Source organism: Variovorax sucrosi (genome assembly GCF_051216635.1).
Classification (GTDB): domain Bacteria; phylum Pseudomonadota; class Gammaproteobacteria; order Burkholderiales; family Burkholderiaceae_C; genus Variovorax.
The window spans coordinates 62,632-77,219 of record NZ_JBPJZU010000010.1 but is presented as its reverse complement, the minus strand read 5'-3'; the positions used below and the strand labels follow the sequence as shown (position 1 = coordinate 77,219).

The window sequence follows — 14,588 nt, the reverse complement described above, 5'->3', positions numbered from 1 at the left end:
GGCGCGTGTCCGCCCGCGCTACTGCGCCGTGCCGCTGAGGTAGGGCTGCGGGTCGACCGCCGCGCCGGCTTTGCGGATCTCGAAGCGCAGCTTCACCCGATCGGTGCCGCTCTGGCCCATCTCCGCAATCTGCTGGCCCCGTGCCACCGGGTCGCCCTCGGCGACCAGGGCGCGGCCGATGTGCGCATAGGCGGTGATGAAGTCGTTGTCGTGCTTGAGGATGACCATCGTGCCGTAGGCCGGCAATGCGCTGCTCACCAGCACCACCTGACCGGCCCGTGCGGCCCGGATCGGGTCGCCGAGCCGTCCGCCGATGTCGATGCCCTTGTTCGTGTTGCCGTCGAAGCGCCCGATCACCGGGCCGGCCGCGGGCGCGCCGAACGCGGCGCCCAGGTTGTCGCGCAGCCCCGGTGAGGTCGGTGCCGGCGGCGCCACCGGCACGGGCGCGGGCGCCGGCGTCGAATAGGTCGGCAGCGGGGCCATCGGCGGCAGCGGCGTGGTCGTGCCGCAGGCGGCGAGGGCGGCCACCGCAACGGCGGCCAGGGTCGAATGCAGCATCACGGACGACGGGGAAAAACGGTGCATGTTGGGGCCCATGGGGGGGTGCAAAGCCTTATTGCAAGGTTCGTTGACGATGGATGGCTCCCTGTACGACGCGATCATCGCGCCGATGTTCCTGCCTGGCGACGGGGAAGTCCCTGGCGGCGGGGGGCTATCGCGGCTTCGAAGGGTAGCCGTTCTCGACCCACGCCTCGGCGCTGGCGGCCGTGAGCTTGAAGGTCGGCGCCACGCGCGCTTCGCCGAGCGTCGTGCCCGACTCGTCCTGCGCGCTGAGCAGGCCGTGCGGGTTGTCCTCGTCCGGCACGATGCGCAGCGCCACGCGGATGCGCTCGTTGCCGTGGCCGACGAACAGGTGCTTGTTGAGCTGTGCATGCAGCTGCTGCTCGTGCCGGCGCAGCACCTCGTTGGCGGTCTTCACCAGCGTGTGGAAGGCCGGCGTGTCCAGCGGCTTGGGGTTCTTCTTGTCGCGGCCCATGGTCCAGGGGCCGACCAGCGCGGGTTCGGGGTCGCCATGGCGCGTCATCGCGACGGCCCAGCCGTCGTCGTCTTCGTTTTTGATGATGCGGGCGGTCCACTGCTCATCGCGCCACAGCGTGGGTGTCTGGATCGGTTCGATGCCGGACTCGTCGGCGGTGCTTGAAATGTCGGTCATGAGGGGTCGAGTCTTGCACAGCCGCACGACACGGCGCCGAGCCGCTCAGAACACCGACAGCCCGGTCTTCGCGACGAACAGTTCCAGCGCCTTCAGGCCGAGCAGGGAATTGCCGGTGGCGTCGAGCGCCGGCGACCACACGGCCAGCGTGAGGTGGTCGGGCACCACCGCCACGATGCCGCCGCCCACGCCGCTTTTGCAGGGCAGGCCGATCGAGAAGGCCACGTCGCCGGCCGCGTCGTAGGTGCCGCAAGTCAGCATCAGCGCGTTGAGGCGGCGCGTCTGGCGCTCGGTGCAGACGGCCGGTTGCCCACCGAGCGGATGGGCGCCGTCGCGGCTCAGGAAGGCTGCGGCGCGCGCCAACTGCAGGCAGGTCATGCGCAACGCGCACTGATGGAAGTACACGTCGAGCACCGGCGTCACGTCGTTGTCGATCTTGCCGAAGCTCTTCATGAAATTGGCCAACGCGTAGTTGCGGTAGCCGGTGGCAGCCTCGGACGCGGCCACCTCTTCATCGAAGGCGATCGGCTCGCCCGCCAGGTCGGACAGCAGCGCCAGGATGTCGCGCTGGGCATCCCCCTGGCTCAGCAACCGGTCGGCCACCGCGATGGCGCCGGCATTGATGAAGGGGTTGCGCGGCTTGCCTTGCTCGTTCTCGAGCTGCACCAGCGAGTTGAAGGGGTTGCCCGAGGGCTCGCGGCCGATGCGTTCCCACAGCGCGTCGCCCATGCGCCTCATGGCGAGCGTCAGCGTGAAGAGCTTGGAGATGCTCTGGATCGAGAAGGGCACGGCCGCGTCGCCGGCGCAGGCCTCCTCGCCGTGGCAGGTGCGCAGTGCGATGCCGAACTGCTGCGCCGGCACGCGCGCCAGCGCCGGGATGTAGCTGGCCACCGTGCCGGCCTGCCCGAGCAGCGGGCGCAGTTCGGTGTTGATCTCGTCGAGGACGGGCTGGAAGTTCATCGAGGCGCTTCGGCGCCGTCGGCCTTCATGATGGTCTCGCCGCGCAGCATCCCCATGTCGCGCACGTTGAAGCGATGGCGCTTCCACCCGGCATAGGTGCGGCGCAAGTTCAGCAGCGAGACGAAGTAGTAGACCACCTTGAACATCAGCAGCGAGCGCCGGTAGCTGGGCCCTTCTTGATGGATGTCGGCGGCGAGCAACGACATCAGCCCCTGCTTCACATTGAAGATGTTCTGCGGGTGCATGAACATGTCGCGGATGGTCGGGTTCGTCACGCGGTAGATGAACCACGAGTAGTCGCGCGGGCCGACCCGCATGCGCTCCTCCAACGCTTCGCGTGCCATGGCCAGTTCGGCGGGCCGGTCGAGCGCCGTCTGCACCAGCTTCGCGCCGTCGAAGGCGCTCTGCATCGCCAGGAACACGCCCGACGAGAACATCGGGTCGATGAAGGTGAAGGCATCGCCCACCATCAGGTAGCGCTCGCCCGTGGCGTGCGTGCTCGAGTAGGCGAAGTTGCCGGTCGCGTGCACGGCGTCGTCGACCAGCGTCGCATCCTTCAGGCGGTCGTGCAGCTCGGGGCACATCGCGATGGTGTCGAAGAAGTAGTCCTTCAACGGCTTGTCGCGCGCCTTCAGGTAGTAGGCCCAGCAGACGGCGCCGACGCTGGTGGTGCCGTCGGCCAGCGGAATGAACCAGAACCAGCCGTGCTCGAACCAGCAGATGCTGATGTTGCCTTCGCGCCTGCCTTCCAGGCGCCGCGCATTGCGGAAGTGCCCGAAGAGCGCGGTGCTGTTGTGGTCGGGGTTCTTCTTCTTGCTCTTGAACTTGGTGGCCAGCACCGTGTCGCGGCCGCTCGCATCGACGATGAAGCGCGCGCGCCAGGTGCGGGGGGCGCCGTCGTCGAGCACCGCCTGCACCGTGGCGCCGCTGTCGTCGAAATCGATCTCGCGCACCTTCGCGCCTTCGAGGGTCAGCGCGCCCACCTTGGCCGCGTTGCGGAACAGCAGCTCGTCGAGTTCGGAGCGGCGCACCTGCCAGGCCGAATCCTTGCTCGGGTCCCAGCCTTCGGAGAAGTCGACGTAGCTGCAGTAGTCGAGGTCCGGCGGGACGAACTCGATGCCGAACTTCGGCATGCCGATCTTCTCGACCTGCTCGCGCACGCCCAGCTTCTCGAACAGTTCGACATTGCCCGGCAGCAGCGATTCGCCGATGTGGAAGCGCGGGTGGTGCGCTTTCTCGAGCAGCACCACGTTGCGGCCCTCGCGCGCCAGAAGCGTGGCGATGGTCGACCCCGCGGGCCCGCCGCCGACGACGAGCACATCGCATTCCTGAACTGTTGGCATGGGTCGGTCTTTCCTTCTCGCGCTATAGGTGCAGGGCGCGAGCGTACCAAGCTCGTGGACGCTACCGTCCGAAAGGGCGGTGCGGGCGTGGGCAGGCCACCGCCCAATCGCCAGGGTGCTCGGCTGGAGAACCGCTGAGATGGGTTCCTAGAATCTTTGCATGTCGCACCCTGAGCCACCTGAGCCACCTGAGCCACCTGACCCACCCTCGTCACCATTGCCGGCGCCATCGCGCCGCCGCGGCACGGGCCAGGTGACGATCCGCGACGTGGCCCGGATGGCGGGCGTTGCGCCCATGACGGTCTCGCGTGCGCTGAACAAGCCCGACCAGGTCTCCGCGCAGGTGCGGCTTCGCATCCGGGACGCCATCAAAGCGAGTGGCTACGTGCCCAACCTGACCGCGGGCGCGCTGTCGTCCGGCCAGAGCCGTCTCATTGCCGCCGTGGTGCCGACGATCTCCACGCTGACCCTGCATCCGATGTTGCAAGCCCTCGGCGATGCCCTGGAGGCCAACGGCTACCAGCTGTTGCTCGGACAGACCGGCTACGACAACGCACGGCGCGATGCGCTGCTGGAGACCATCCTGGGTCGACGGCCCGGCGGCATCGTGCTGACCGGTGTGCTCGAGGATGCGGCGTGGTCCGAGCGGTTGCGCGCCAGCGGTGTCCCCATCGTGGAAACATGGGACCTGACGCCCACACCGCTCGATATGCTCGTCGGCTTTTCGCATGCGGCCATGGCCCGGGAAGTCGTGCGTTACTTCCACGGACGGGGCTATCGGCGCTTGGCGCTGTTCGGCGGCGACGACACGCGCTCGCGCTCGCGCAGCGAAGCCTTCTGCGACGAAGCGGCCCGCCTGGGGCTGCATCCGCCCGTCATCCATGCGGTGAAGGCGCCGGCGACCCTGATGGATGGGCGTACCGGATTGGCCTCCGTGCTCGCGGGCACGCCCGAGGTCGATGCGGTCTTCTGCAGTTCCGACCTCGTCGCCTTGGGCGTTCTGGCGGAGGCGCGGTTGCGAGGGCTCGCGGTGCCGGCCCGCATGGCCGTGATGGGTTGCGGCGATCTTCCCTTCGGGAGCGACCTCGAGCCTTCGTTGAGCACCGTGCATGTCGACGGCGAAGCGATTGGCCGAAGGGCGGCCGGCATGTTGATGGCGCTGATCGAAGGGCGCGCGGAGGCCGTGAAATCCGTCGACGTCGGCTTCTCGATCGCGCAGCGCGGCACCAGCTGATCGGGTGCCTCCCCAGGGATAACCATGAGGATTCACGGATTGACGCTCCAAATGGTACCGATACCATTGTTGCTCCATACCCAACAAGAACTCGGAGACAGCCATGCACCTCTCTCTCAACCGGCGTGCTTTTGCAGCGATGCTGGGCACCGCCATGCTTCCGGCCGCCGTCTGGGCACAGGGAGAGCCGTGGCCTTCAAAACCTGTGCGGCTGATCGTTCCCACCCCGCCCGGCGGCGCCACGGACCGGCTGGCGCGCCTGTTGGCCGTCGAACTTGGAAAGGCTTTCGGACAGCCCTTCGTGGTCGACAACCGCGGTGGGGCCGGGGGCTCGCTCGGAACCGCCGTGGTCGCCAAGGCGCCGGCCGACGGCTACACGCTGCTGTTCACCGGCGTGTTCAACACGATCAACCCCGGCCTGTATCCGAAACTGCCGTACGACTATGTGAGCGACTTCGTTCACATCGCGCCCATGACCCAGGGACCGAACATCCTGGTCGCCAAACCCGACTTCGAGGCCAGCACCGTGGCGCAGCTGGTGGCGCTGGCCAAGAAGAAGCCATCGAGCATCGACTTCGGCAGCGGCGGCAACGGCACCTCCGGGCACCTGACGATGGAGATGTTCCAGCGCCTGGCCGGCATCCGGATGAATCACGTCGCGTACAAGGGCACCGCGCCCGCACTGCAGGATGTGCTCGCGGGTGTGGTCCCGATGATGGCGATCAATCAGGACACGGCCATCCCGCACATCCAGGGTGGCAAGCTCAAGGCCCTGGCCGTGACGAGTCGCCAGCGCAATCCGGTGTTTCCGACCGTGCCGACCTTCGTCGAGGCCGGCTTCTCCGAACTCGTGGTGACATCGTGGGCCGGCCTGGATGCGCCGAAAGGCACGTCGTCGACCATCGTCGAACGCTTGCACGACGCCACCCTCAAGGCCGTTCAGTCCAAGGATGTGCAGGATCGGCTGAGTGCCGAGGGATGGATCCCCTTTGCCACCTCCCAGGCCGACTTCGACAAATTCGTGCGGGCGGAAACCACCCGGTGGCTTCGCACCATCAAGGATGCAGGAATCCAGATTGAGTAGCACCCCGACCCTTTCGATCGGCGAATTCCGGCTTGCCTGCGGCGTTTCATTGCCGGAGGTGTCCGTGGCTTACGCAAGCTATGGACAGCTGGCTGCCGACGGCCGCAATGCGATCCTCGTCACCCACGGCTACACCGCGAGCCATCAGATGCTCGCGCATGGCGACGGCGTGGCGGAAGGCTCGTGGGCGCCCTTGATCGGCCCTGGCAAACCGCTGGACACGGACCGCTACTTCATCGTCTGCTCGAACGTGCTCGGTTCGTGCTACGGCACGACCGGCCCGGCCAGCATCGATCCGCGCACCGGCGCTCCTTATGGGCCGGACTTTCCCGATATCTGCTTCGCGGACATCGTCAATGTCCAGCGCGAACTGCTCGAGCGACTCGGCGTGCGCCACCTGCGTGCGGTGGTCGGGCCGTCCCTCGGTGGCTTCCAGGCCTTGCAGTGGGCACTGGACCATCCCGGATGGGTCGATGCGATCGGTGTCGTCGTGTCGGCGCCCTACCTGCCCCCCAACCCGCTGATGAATCTGCAGTCGCTGCAAGCCGAGCTGCAGGCCGACCCGTCGTGGAACGCCGGGCGATTCCATGCGGGCGGCGGTATTCCAGAGACGATGAAGCGCCTGCGGTGGGCCACGCTGCAGGCGTATGCGATGGATGCAGTCCTGGCGGCGCAAGGGATGACATCGCGTGAACGCGATCAGCGCATGGACCGCATGGCGGCTGCGTGGGCGGCCGAATTCGATCCGCACTCGCTGATCGTTCTGCTCAAGGCCGCGCTGGGTTTCGATGTCAGGCCGCGGCTCGAAGGCCTGCGTGCCAACGTGCTGTACGTGGTCGCCAACAGCGATCAGCTCTTTCCACCCGATCCGGCGGTGCGTGCGGCACTGGCTGCGGTGAGCCGTCCGCAGGCGTTGCGCTACGTGGAAATGGACACGGCGTTCGGGCACCAGGCCTCTGGGCCGGCGCATGCGCTGTGGCGCCATGCGCTGTGCGATCTGTTGGGCGATCGCTAGCGCGAAATCGCCTGCCCGACGTCGCCGGGCCGATCAGCCCCACAACCGATGCTGCAGGTACAGCGCGCCCAGCGCACCGGCCAGCGCCAGCGGCATCGCCACCGCACCCACGCGCAGGAACTGCCAGGCCGTCACGTTCTCGCCTTCGCGCCGGATCGCGACCAGCCACAGCAGCGTGGCGAGCGAGCCGGTCAGCGAGAGGTTCGGCCCCAGGTCGATGCCGATCGCCACGGCGCTGCGGATCAGCGGCGAGGCATCGGCGCTCGCCAGCACCGAGCCGGCCATGAGCCCGGCCGGCAGGTTGTTCATCAGGTTGCACAGCAGGGCGACGAGCGCGCCGCTGCCGATGGCGGTGCCGGCCGGCGAGGCGTTCGCGGCGTCGCGCAACGCATGGCTCAGCAAGGGGATCAGGCCCGAATGCACCAGCCCCTCGACCAGCACGAAGAGACCGGCCACCAAGGCCAGCACGCTCCACGACACGCCGCGCAGCAGCGCCCACGGCGCGCTGCGTTCGCGCAGCAGCACGCCGATGCAGGCCAGCGTGCTGGCGCCGAGCGTCATCGCACCGAGCGGGCCGTCGAGCGCCGACGTGACGAGCAGCACCACCGCGACGATCGCGATGCCCCCGCCCGCCCAGCGGCCGCCGGTAGACAGCGTGGGCTGCTCGATGTCGCGTGCGATCGGCGCGGCCAGCGCGTCGCGCTGCAACCAGCGCAGCACGGCGTACGTGACGACGACTGACGCCACCGAGGCCAGCGCGAACTGCGCGATCCAGGTGCCCAGCGGCGGCAGGTGTGCGCCGAAGATCACGAGGTTGGCCGGGTTCGAGATCGGCAGCACGAAGCTCGCCGCGTTGGCGATGAAGGCGCAGGCCAGCAGGTAGGGCAGGGGCCTGGCGCCGGCCTTCCTCGCCGCTGCACAGACGGCCGGCGTGAGCACCACGGCTGTGGCGTCGTTCGACATGAAGACCGTCACCACCACGCCGATGGCGTAGACGCCGAAGAAGAGCCGCGCCGCCGAGCCGCGCGCATGCAGCACCGCGCGCGCCGCGAGAAAGTCGAACAGCCCTTCGCGCCGCGCGAGCTCCGAGATCAGCATCATCCCGGCGAGAAAGAGGTACACGTCGAGCCCCTTGCCGACCGCGTGCAGCGCTTCGCGCCACGGCAGCAGCTGACCCGCCACCAGCAGCAATGCGCCGCACCCCGCCCACACCGCCTCCGGCCAGCGACCCGGGCGCAGGATGACACCGGCGGTGGCCAGCGCCGCGATCGCCCAGGTGGCGAGATGGGGCGTGGACACGCCGGCAAGCATCATGCGGGGCGGGCCTTCCGGTTCACCAGCAGGATGCCCACGCCCACGCCGCACAGGGCCAGCACGAGTTGCAGCGTCAGCGGCTCCTTCAGCAGCACCACGCCGAACACCAGCGCGAACACCGGCGTGAGGAAGGTGAAGGACGACATCTGCGTCGCCGGGTAGTGGCGCAGCATCCACATCCATGCGAGGTAGCTGGCGAAGGCGCCGATGACGGTCTGCAGCCCGATCGACAGCCACGCGTAGCTTGAATAGGACCAGCTGCGCGGCTCGTTCAGCAGCAGCGACATCAGCGGCGAGACCGCTGCCGTGACGGCGATTTGATAGAACAGCGCCTTCTCGGCGCTGGCCGTCGCCATGCGCGTGGTGCGCAGCGCCAGCGTGGTCAGGCCCCACAGCAGGCCCGCCAGCAGGGCCAGCGCATCGCCGCGCAACTGCGTCGGGCCGGCCGGATGGGTGAAGCTTTCGCTGAAGGCGACCAGCACGCCGGCGAAGGCCAGCATCAGGCCGGCCCACTGCATGCCGCGCAATCGTTCCGACGGCACGAAGCGCGGCAACAGCAGCGCCACGACGAAGGGCGCGCAGTAGAGGAACACCGTCAGACGCGAGGCGCTGGTGTATTGCAGGCCGGTGTAGATGCAGAGGAACTCACCGGCGAAGAGCAGCCCGACCAGCAAGCCGCTGCCCAGCGTGCCGTCGCGCTCGAACAGCTTCACGCCGCGCGCCAGGCACCACAGCCACAACAACCCCACCGCGCCGGTCATGCGAATGGTGGCCTGCCACATCGGCGGCACCTCGACCACGGTGGTCTTGATCAGGATCTGCTGCAGTCCCCAGAAGGCGCAGCAGGCGACGAGCAGGGTGGTGGCGAGGGCGTCGAGGTGGTTCTTGCGGTCGGTCATCGTCTCTCGCGGTTGCGGGCGTTCTGGGCCATCGTAGCCGGGCACGAGTGCGCCGTCGGCCACTGCGCACAATGCAGCCATGAACGACATCCCCGTCATCGACATCGCTGGCCTCGACTCCAACGACCCGGCCGCGCGCCGCGCGCTTGCCGCGCAGATCGGCCAGGCCTGTCGCGAGGTCGGCTTCTTCGTGATCACCGGCCACGGCGTGTCGCTGCCCTTGATCGACGCGACCTTCGCCGAGAGTGCGCGGCTCTTCGCGCAGCCGGCCGAAGTCAAGCGCGCGATGGCCATCGACCAACTCGGCAGCAACCGTGGCTACGTGGGCCTCGGCGTCGAGGCGCTCGACGAGACCACGGCGGCGGACCACAAGGAAGCCTTCAACCTGATCTGGACCGATGGCGCCACCCGGCCCGACAACGTGTGGCCCGGACTGCCCGGCTTCCGCGACACGGTGCAGCACTATTTCGACGAGGTGCTGGCGGTCGGCGCGCGGCTACACCAAGCCTTCGCGCTGGACCTCGACCAGCCCGAGGACTTCTTCGCCGACAGGATCGATCGGCCACTCGCCACGCTGCGCCTGCTGCACTACCCGGTGCCCGCGCAGACGGCGCCGGCCGGCCAGATCGGCGCCGGCACGCACACCGACTACGGCAACGTCACGCTGCTTGCGACCGACGGCGTGGCCGGCCTGCAGGTGCAACGGCGCGACGGCGTGTGGCTCGACGCGCCCGTGCTGCACGGCGCCTTCATCTGCAACATCGGCGACTGCCTGATGCGCTGGACCAACGACCTCTACGTGTCGACGCCGCACCGCGTGCTCGAGCCCGCGGCGGAGCGCTATTCGATCGCGCTGTTCGTGGACCCCAACCCCGATGCGTTGGTGAGCGCGATCCCGTGGTGCGTGCCCGTCGGCGAATCGCCGCGCTACGCGCCGATCACGGCGCACGACTACCTGCAGCAGCGCTTCGCAGCGACCTACGCTGCGAAGCCACTCACCCCTAAGCCATCGGACGTCGTCGCCGCGGAGCAGGCGCTGCTAACGTGCCAGGTCCGCGGGGATCGGGACCTGCTCCTCGCGCTGCTGCATCCCGACTTCGTGGAGATCGGCCGCTCCGGACAGCGATGGGACCGAGCGCAGGTCGTCGATGCGCTGGTGGGAGAGGAGATGCGCGAATCTCCGGCGATGGACGAGGTGGTGTTGCACGACCTCGGCCCGCAGCTTGTGCTCCTGACGTACCGACTCAGTAAGAACGGGGCCCCGAGCCGGCACTCCTCGCTGTGGGACCTTTCGACTGGGAGCCCACGGATCCGATTCCATCAGGGGACGCGGGTGGAGCTGCCTGATGCGCTGGAAGACGAAGCCGGCTGCTAAAGACAAGATCGTCTTGCCGGAAAATCCAGAATGTTGGATACTTTTCCAACATGAAGGAAAAGGTAGCGCCGAACGTCGACGACATCAACACCCGCATTGCCAAACGGGTGCGCGACCTTCGTGCCGCGCGTTCCGAGACCCTGGACGCACTCGCCTCGAATTGCGGTGTCAGTCGGTCGATGATTTCCCTGATCGAGCGCGCCGAAGCCAGCCCGACCGCCGTGATCCTCGAAAAGCTGGCGGCGGGGCTCGGCGTTTCGATGGCCAGCCTTTTCGGGCCGGAGGACGCAGAGGAAGAAAGACGGCCTCTTGTTCGACGTGCGGAGCAGTCCATTTGGAAGGATCCTGAATCGGGGTACTTGCGGCGCAATCTGTCGCCGCCGAATTGGCCGACGCCCATTCAGCTGGTCGAGGTCCACTTCCCCGCGAAGGCCAGGGTCGCCTACGAATCGAGCGGGCGACGGCCGGCGCTCGAGCAGCAGATCTGGGTGCTTCAAGGGCAGATCGAGGTCACGCTGGGCGATGAGCGCCATTTGCTGCGCAGCGGCGACTGCCTGGCGCTGCGGCTGGACCGACCACTGGTTTACAGCAACCCTTCTTCTCAACCGGCCAAGTACATCGTGGCGATCTGCGACGAGGCGCTGGCCCAGTGGGTCAAAGGTCAAACAACATGACGAACGACGCCGTGCGCCTCGTGGACTGCAACGAAGACGAGCATGCCGCCACGATCCTGGCCATCCTCAACGAGGCGATCGTCCACTCGACGGCACTCTATGACTATGTGCCGCGCCCGCCGGAAGCGATGGCTGCCTGGTTCGCGACCAAGCGGGGCAACGGCTTTCCTGTCGTCGGTGCCGTGGACCTCTCGGGCAGGTTGCTGGGCTTTGCGAGTTGGGGCACCTTTCGTGCCTTTCCTGCCTACAAATACACCGTCGAACACAGCGTCTATGTGCACCCTGCGCACCGCGGTCAGGGACTCGGAAAGACGCTGATCGTGGAACTCGTTCGCCGCGCCCGTGCGGCTGATCTTCACGCGCTGGTCGGATGCATCGACGCCAGCAACGCGGGCAGCATCGCCTTGCACGAACGACTGGGGTTCACGCATTCGGGCACGCTCCGCCAGGTCGGCTTCAAGTTCGGTCGATGGCTGGATGCGGCCTTCTATCAGCTGCTGCTGGAAACACCGACCCGCCCTGTAGACGGTTGATCTAGAGCGGGTGTTCCGTGTAGAACCGCCCGCCGTGGAACAGCAGCGGCGACGCGCCCGCCGTGTGCGTGCAGCGCTCCACCTCGCCCACGAAGATCACGTGGTCGCCCTCGTCGTAGCGGCTGCGGTTGAAGCACTCGAAGCTGGCCGCGGCGCCCGCGAGCACCGGCGCGCCGCCGATGCCTTCGGTGAAGGCCACGTCCTGCCAGCGGTCGTCGCGCTTCTTCGCGAAGCGCTCGGCCAGCGCCTTCTGGTTGGACGCCAGGATGTTGATGGCGTAGTGCGACCCGGCGCTCAGCGTCGGCATCGAGCCCGCGCTCCGCGCCAGGCTCCACAGCACCAGGGGCGGGCTCAACGACACCGAGTTGAACGAGTTGGCCGTGAGCCCGACCAGCGAGCCGTCGGCCGCGCGCGCGGTGACGATGGTCACGCCGGTGGCGAACATGCCGAGCGCCTGGCGGAACTCGTCGGCCGAGAAGGAGGGCGGCTGCGCCTGGACGGGAACGGTCACGGGGAGAAGTGCGAAGAAGTGAGAAAGGCGGAGGCCCATTCTGGCCGATGCGCCCCGCCCGCTCTGTCGCGCGGGCTATCCGAAGAACCAGTAGCAGACCGCGATGGCCGCGACCACGCCAGCGAACTCGGCCGCCAACGCGCAGGCCACGGCATGCCGCGCACGCTGGATGCCGACCGCGCCGAAATACACCGCCAGCACATAGAAGGTGGTCTCGGTGCTGCCCTGGATGACGGCCGCGGCCAGCGCCGGAAAGCTGTCGACGCCCTGGCTCTTCATGGTCTCGATCAGCATGGCGCGCGCTGCGCTCCCCGAGAAAGGCTTGACCAGCGCGGTGGGCAATGCGTCGATGAAGCGTGTGTCCCAACCGGTCTGCATCACGGCCCAGCGGATGCCGTCGAGTGCGATGTCCAGCGCACCCGACGCACGCAGCACGCCGATCGCGCAGAGCATCGCGACCAGGTAGGGCAGCAGGTTCTTCGCGACGTCGAAGCCCTCCTTGGCGCCTTCGATGAAGCGCTCGTACACCGGCACCCGGCGCAGCGCGCCGACCCCCAGGAAGGCGATCACCAGGCCGAACAGCGTGAGGTTGCCCAGCAGCGACGACAGCGCGGCCAGCGCCGCGGAAGAGAGCGTCGCCAGCAGCGCCATGAAACCGCCCAGCAGCAGCGCGCCGGGCAGCAAGTAGGCCAGCACCACCGGGTCCCACAGCTTGAGCCGCTGCACGATCGCCACCGACAGCAGGCCGACGAACGTCGACGCGCTGGTCGCCAGCAGGATCGGCAGGAACACCAGCGTCGGGTCGGCCGCGCCCTGCTGCGCGCGGTACATGAAGATGGTCACCGGCAGCAGCGTGAGCGACGAGGCGTTGAGCACCAGGAACAGGATCTGCGCATTGCTCGCCGCGGTCGGGTGCGGATTGAGCGTCTGCAACTCGCGCATCGCCTTCAGGCCGATCGGCGTGGCGGCGTTGTCCAGCCCCAGCGCGTTGGCGGCGAAGTTCATGGTGATGAGGCCGAGCGCCGGGTGGCCGGCCGGCACCTCGGGCATCAGCCGGCGGAACAACGGACCGAGCAACCGCGCCAGCCAGGCGACCAGACCGGCCGCTTCGGCGATGCGCAGCAGGCCGAGCCACAGCGTCAGCGTGCCGAAAAGCAGCACCATCACCTCGACGGCCAGCTTGGCCATGGCGAAGAGGCTTTCGACCATCGCTGCGAACACCGTCGCGTCGCCGCCGATCAGCCAGCGGGCCAGCCCGGCGACCGCCGCGACGAGGAAGAAGCCGAGCCACAAGCCGTTGAGCATCAGGTCACCTCGATCAGCAGGTCGGGGCGGAAGCCCTCCTGCTCGCCCTTCGACGCGTAGCCGAGCGGGTTGGCGATGACCCGGCAACCGTCCTTCACATAGTCGAAAGCGCAGTGCAGGTGGCCGTGGAGCCAGAGGTCGGCCTGCGGCAGCAGGTGGTCCAGGCTGTTGCAGAAGCCCGCGGTGCCGGGGCGCAGGCCGTAGCGCGGGTCGGCGCTGGCCAGCGTGGGCGCGAAATGGGTGACGACGACGGTCGTGCCGTCGAAGGGTTGGGCCAGCGCGGCGGCCAGCCAGGCTTCACAAGTGAGCGCATGCTCTCGCATTTGCGCCGCCATGAAGGGAAGTCCGCCGCGCGTGGCGGCTGCTTTCTCCAGGTAGAAGTCGGCGGCGCGCATCGCCTTGCCGCGCTTCTTGAGCCGCTCGCCCAGGTCGTCGGTGGGCGCGACCAGCGCGTCGAAATCGGCCCAGAGCGTGGTGCCGATGAAGCGCACGCCGCCGTGCACCAGCGTTTCGCGCTCCAGCCAGACGATGCCGAATTCATCGCAGAGGGCGCGCAGGCGGGCGTGGGTCTGGTCGAAGTCCGTGGCGTCGTACTCGTGGTTGCCGGGCACATAGAGCACCGGCGTGGGCCAGCCATGGCGCGGAGAAAACCGCGCCAGCCCGAAATCGGTGCCCTCCAGCCGCGACCCGTTCTGGTAGGAGCCAACATCCCCGGCCAGCACCAGAAGATCGGCGCCCGGCGCTGGCGCCACCTGAAGGCGGGGATGGGACTCCAGGTGCAGATCGGAGAGCAGCTGAAGCTTCATGGACGCAGTCTAGGCGAATGCCCTTATGTCCAAGGCGCATGAAGTGGCGGTGGAAACACTAGGGATAACCCTTAATCTACGGTGTACTCCAAACACCAGCGCGGGATCAGGCCGCGCAACCATCATGTTCAGCCTCATTGCCCAGATCGCCCGCTTCTTCCGCCCTTCAGCCGACCAGGCCCCGGCCAGCCCCGCATCGCTCCTGATGGAGAGCGCCGACCACCGTGCCGGCCACGATGCGCACGACGCCCAGGACCTGCGTGTCGCCGCCAGCGCCTGGCTGCGCGTGGTCCGCTAAAGGACGAGCGGCCGCCGGCCGCGA

The 14,588-nt window shown here is 68.0% G+C and carries 16 protein-coding genes; 7 read left to right on the top strand and 9 right to left on the bottom strand.

The genetic code is table 11. The features are described 5' to 3' along the window. Window positions 1–18: 18 nt before the first annotated feature. From ACSFBE_RS19515 to ACSFBE_RS19500, 4 genes are all read right to left on the bottom strand, one after another. Window positions 19–585, bottom strand: coding sequence for a murein hydrolase activator EnvC family protein (locus ACSFBE_RS19515; protein WP_435492075.1), 567 nt, complete (start codon window positions 583–585; stop codon window positions 19–21). 127 nt (window positions 586–712) lie between these two features. After that, the gene (locus tag ACSFBE_RS19510; RefSeq protein ID WP_435492074.1) at window positions 713–1,213 is read right to left on the bottom strand and encodes a hypothetical protein; all 501 of its coding nucleotides are present in this window, start codon (window positions 1,211–1,213) and stop codon (window positions 713–715) included. A gap of 45 nt (window positions 1,214–1,258) precedes the next feature. Beyond that, window positions 1,259–2,173: a glutaminase gene (locus ACSFBE_RS19505; RefSeq protein WP_435492073.1), complete on the bottom strand. Its 915-nt coding sequence runs from the start codon at window positions 2,171–2,173 to the stop codon at window positions 1,259–1,261. After that, window positions 2,170–3,516 carry an NAD(P)/FAD-dependent oxidoreductase gene (locus tag ACSFBE_RS19500; RefSeq protein WP_435492072.1) on the bottom strand — a complete coding sequence of 449 codons (1,347 nt, stop codon included), beginning with the start codon at window positions 3,514–3,516 and terminating at the stop codon, window positions 2,170–2,172. Before ACSFBE_RS19500 ends, ACSFBE_RS19505 begins: the two co-directional genes overlap by 4 nt. Before the next feature lie 253 nt (window positions 3,517–3,769). Between ACSFBE_RS19500 and ACSFBE_RS19495 the strand changes: the two genes are divergently transcribed. The 3 genes from ACSFBE_RS19495 (at window position 3,770) to ACSFBE_RS19485 (ending at window position 6,849) form a co-directional block, all read left to right on the top strand. Beyond that, on the top strand, window positions 3,770–4,750 hold the full coding sequence (locus tag ACSFBE_RS19495; protein ID WP_435492071.1) for a LacI family DNA-binding transcriptional regulator: 981 nt from the start codon (window positions 3,770–3,772) through the stop codon (window positions 4,748–4,750). Between the two features lie 103 nt (window positions 4,751–4,853). Beyond that, complete coding sequence (locus ACSFBE_RS19490; RefSeq protein WP_435492070.1) at window positions 4,854–5,834, top strand: Bug family tripartite tricarboxylate transporter substrate binding protein; 981 nt, start codon at window positions 4,854–4,856, stop codon at window positions 5,832–5,834. A 64-nt stretch (window positions 5,835–5,898) separates the two neighbouring features. Next, window positions 5,899–6,849 (top strand): alpha/beta fold hydrolase, encoded by a 951-nt coding sequence (locus ACSFBE_RS19485; RefSeq protein ID WP_435492069.1) that lies wholly within the window; start codon window positions 5,899–5,901, stop codon window positions 6,847–6,849. A 33-nt stretch (window positions 6,850–6,882) separates the two neighbouring features. On the opposite strand, the gene ACSFBE_RS19480 is transcribed toward ACSFBE_RS19485, so the two are convergent. Continuing rightward, window positions 6,883–8,163: an arsenic transporter gene (locus ACSFBE_RS19480; protein WP_435492068.1), complete on the bottom strand. Its 1,281-nt coding sequence runs from the start codon at window positions 8,161–8,163 to the stop codon at window positions 6,883–6,885. Then, window positions 8,160–9,062, bottom strand: a complete 903-nt coding sequence (locus ACSFBE_RS19475; protein ID WP_435492067.1) for a DMT family transporter — start codon at window positions 9,060–9,062, stop codon at window positions 8,160–8,162. Before ACSFBE_RS19475 ends, ACSFBE_RS19480 begins: the two co-directional genes overlap by 4 nt. Window positions 9,063–9,141: 79 nt before the next feature. On the opposite strand from ACSFBE_RS19475, the gene ACSFBE_RS19470 reads away from it, so the two are divergent. Genes ACSFBE_RS19470 through ACSFBE_RS19460 form a run of 3 tightly spaced genes read left to right on the top strand, consistent with a single transcriptional unit; the run spans window position 9,142 to window position 11,644 of the window. Next, entirely contained in the window at window positions 9,142–10,437 is a 1,296-nt protein-coding gene (locus tag ACSFBE_RS19470) for a 2-oxoglutarate and iron-dependent oxygenase domain-containing protein (RefSeq protein ID WP_435492066.1), read from the top strand. 50 nt (window positions 10,438–10,487) lie between these two features. Beyond that, a complete protein-coding gene (locus ACSFBE_RS19465; RefSeq protein WP_435492065.1) occupies window positions 10,488–11,111 on the top strand; it encodes a helix-turn-helix domain-containing protein in 624 nt (207 codons plus the stop codon). Beyond that, on the top strand, window positions 11,108–11,644 hold the full coding sequence (locus ACSFBE_RS19460; protein ID WP_435492064.1) for a GNAT family N-acetyltransferase: 537 nt from the start codon (window positions 11,108–11,110) through the stop codon (window positions 11,642–11,644). The genes ACSFBE_RS19465 and ACSFBE_RS19460 overlap by 4 nt, the downstream gene beginning before the upstream one ends. A gap of 1 nt (window position 11,645) precedes the next feature. Here the strand turns inward: ACSFBE_RS19460 and ACSFBE_RS19455 are convergent, their stop codons facing one another. Genes ACSFBE_RS19455 through ACSFBE_RS19445 form a run of 3 tightly spaced genes read right to left on the bottom strand, consistent with a single transcriptional unit; the run spans window position 11,646 to window position 14,266 of the window. Further along, window positions 11,646–12,194: a flavin reductase family protein gene (locus ACSFBE_RS19455; RefSeq protein ID WP_435492063.1), complete on the bottom strand. Its 549-nt coding sequence runs from the start codon at window positions 12,192–12,194 to the stop codon at window positions 11,646–11,648. 36 nt (window positions 12,195–12,230) lie between these two features. Next, on the bottom strand, window positions 12,231–13,460 hold the full coding sequence (locus ACSFBE_RS19450; RefSeq protein WP_435492062.1) for a nucleoside recognition domain-containing protein: 1,230 nt from the start codon (window positions 13,458–13,460) through the stop codon (window positions 12,231–12,233). Next, window positions 13,460–14,266 (bottom strand): metallophosphoesterase, encoded by an 807-nt coding sequence (locus ACSFBE_RS19445; RefSeq protein WP_435492061.1) that lies wholly within the window; start codon window positions 14,264–14,266, stop codon window positions 13,460–13,462. Before ACSFBE_RS19445 ends, ACSFBE_RS19450 begins: the two co-directional genes overlap by 1 nt. Before the next feature lie 124 nt (window positions 14,267–14,390). On the opposite strand from ACSFBE_RS19445, the gene ACSFBE_RS19440 reads away from it, so the two are divergent. Then, window positions 14,391–14,564 (top strand): hypothetical protein, encoded by a 174-nt coding sequence (locus ACSFBE_RS19440; RefSeq protein ID WP_435492060.1) that lies wholly within the window; start codon window positions 14,391–14,393, stop codon window positions 14,562–14,564. Window positions 14,565–14,588: the final 24 nt, after the last annotated feature.